Genomic DNA, 2,197 nt, shown 5'->3' with positions numbered 1-2,197 from the left:
TTGAATTGTGCAACCTTGAATTCCGGAGCCCTCCATTCGCCACCTTCATAGCTAGCTCCTCCTCCTAAATACATCGCTAGCATCTGATGCAAGGAATAAAGCTGAGAACCATTCACGGCTTCCGTCGAGCCTTCAGAAAGTGTGCCCGCTTTCACGCCAGAGAGACTACGTGCATCACCATTCATGTTTGAAATTGTGATTGCACTACCCTCTTTTTCACCACCTATCTTGATTACCTTCGTAGCATCATCCTGCTTAACAAGACTATCTCCTACAACTTTATTAATCTCATTCTGAAGCTCTTTATGAATATTCATGAATGAATCACCAACACCAGCAAAGGCAGACGCAACANTGAATATTCATGAATGAATCACCAACACCAGCAAAGGCAGACGCAACATCATCATAGCTCTGCTCTTCAACGGCACTGCCATCTTCTTTGACGATCTTAACTTTGAAGCTTGGAGCACTCCATTGACCTTCCTTATATTCAGCGCCACCACCTAAATAAGTTGCAACAGTCTTATTCGTCTCAAAAAGCTGTGAACCATTCACTGCATCACTTGAATCCGCAGAGATTGCACCATCTTCAAGAAACTTAATTTTGCTATTTTTTCTTTCCGATCCATCTCCATGCTTTGCTACAAAGGCTTTTTCCTTATCACTCCAAGATAAAGAATCCTGCGCTACTCCTTCAGAAACCTCTTTAATCCGTGCATTAACATTCTGAATATTCTCATCAAGCCCTGTAAACGCTGTATCTACACCACTAAAGGAAGCTTCTGTTACCTCACCTTCTGTAGAAACTTTAGATAATTTATAAGTCGGTCCTGTAAACGCACCATTATTAAACGCTGCATCACCGCCAAGAAACTTGGCTACATCTTGTGAGATCTTATTAAGCTGACCACCATTGATAACATCATGCGACTTTTCAGAAATTACACCATCTTTTACATTATGAAGTGCAACTGGTCCTTCATCCTTACCTTTACCTAAAGTCACACTCGTGTAATCAATGTCGCCATTATCACCATCTTTTTTATCGTAATGAACAACAGCTGAATCATCAGACTGAAGGCTGGTAGAAAGTTCCTTCAGACTTGCATCAAGCTGACCCTTGTTAACGGCATCATTATTATCTTTTGCATCCTCTACACCAGAAATAACCCGTTTCACACCGCTTTTGTTTGCAACATTAATTACAGTGCCATTTGTTTCCTTACCAACAGTGATAGGAGCCGTCTCATCATCCTGCTTGACAAGGCTTTCACTCACTACATTCGTTACATCATTATGAACATTCGTGACAGAACTACTAATATCAGAAAGTGCTTCCGCTACACTCTTATAACTTTCTTCACTTTCTGTCCCTTCTGCATTAACTTTCTTGATTACAAAATTTGGAGCCTTCCATTGTCCATCTTTATCATAACCTGCTCCTCCACCAAAATACGTCGCAAATATCTGATTCATTGAATAAAGTTGATTACCAGTAACAGCATCCGTTGAGTTGGCGCTAATCTCACCATTTGCTAGAAACGTAATTCTACTGTTTTCTTGTGTCCTTACAGCTTTGCCTTTTTCTTCTTTGCTCTTTTCATGACGCGCTACAAAGGCATGTGCAGTCTCGCTCCAATTCAAGGAATCCTGCGCTACCCCTTCAGAAACTTCCTTAATCCGTGCATTCACATTCTTGATATTATCATCAAGACCAGTAAATGCACTACCAACATTATCAAAAGAGCCGTTNTCAGAAACTTCCTTAATCCGTGCATTCACATTCTTGATATTATCATCAAGACCAGTAAATGCACTACCAACATTATTAAAAGAACTGTCTGTTATATTACCAGCTGCATCAACCTTCGATAACTTGTAAGTCGGTCCTGTAAACGCGCCATTATTAAATGCCGCATCACCACCAAGAAACTTGGCTACATTCTGAGAAATTGTGTTGATCTGACTACCATTAATCGCATCATGTGAACTCTCACCAATGGCACCATCTTTTACATTATGAAGTGCAACTGGTCCTGCATCCTTACCTTTACCTAAAGTTACGCTCTTATAATCAACTATTCCATCTTCTTTTTTATCGTAGAGAACAACCGCTGAATCATCAGACTGAAGGCTGCTAGAAAGCTTCTCTAAACTTTGATCAAGTTGCTCTTTGTTAACCGCTTCATTATTC

2 pseudogenes are annotated in these 2,197 nt (G+C 40.3%); both read right to left on the bottom strand.

The features are described 5' to 3' along the window. A pseudogene (locus ACFILH_RS02030) lies at positions 1-317 on the bottom strand (adhesin); the annotation flags it as partial. A gap of 7 nt (positions 318-324) precedes the next feature. After that, positions 325-2,197: pseudogene (locus ACFILH_RS02025) on the bottom strand (hypothetical protein); the annotation flags it as partial.

The sequence above is a fragment of the Bartonella sp. CL435QHHD genome, from assembly GCF_042195095.1.
Lineage (GTDB): Bacteria > Pseudomonadota > Alphaproteobacteria > Rhizobiales > Rhizobiaceae > Bartonella.
This window is presented reverse-complemented; position numbering and strand designations above follow the sequence as displayed.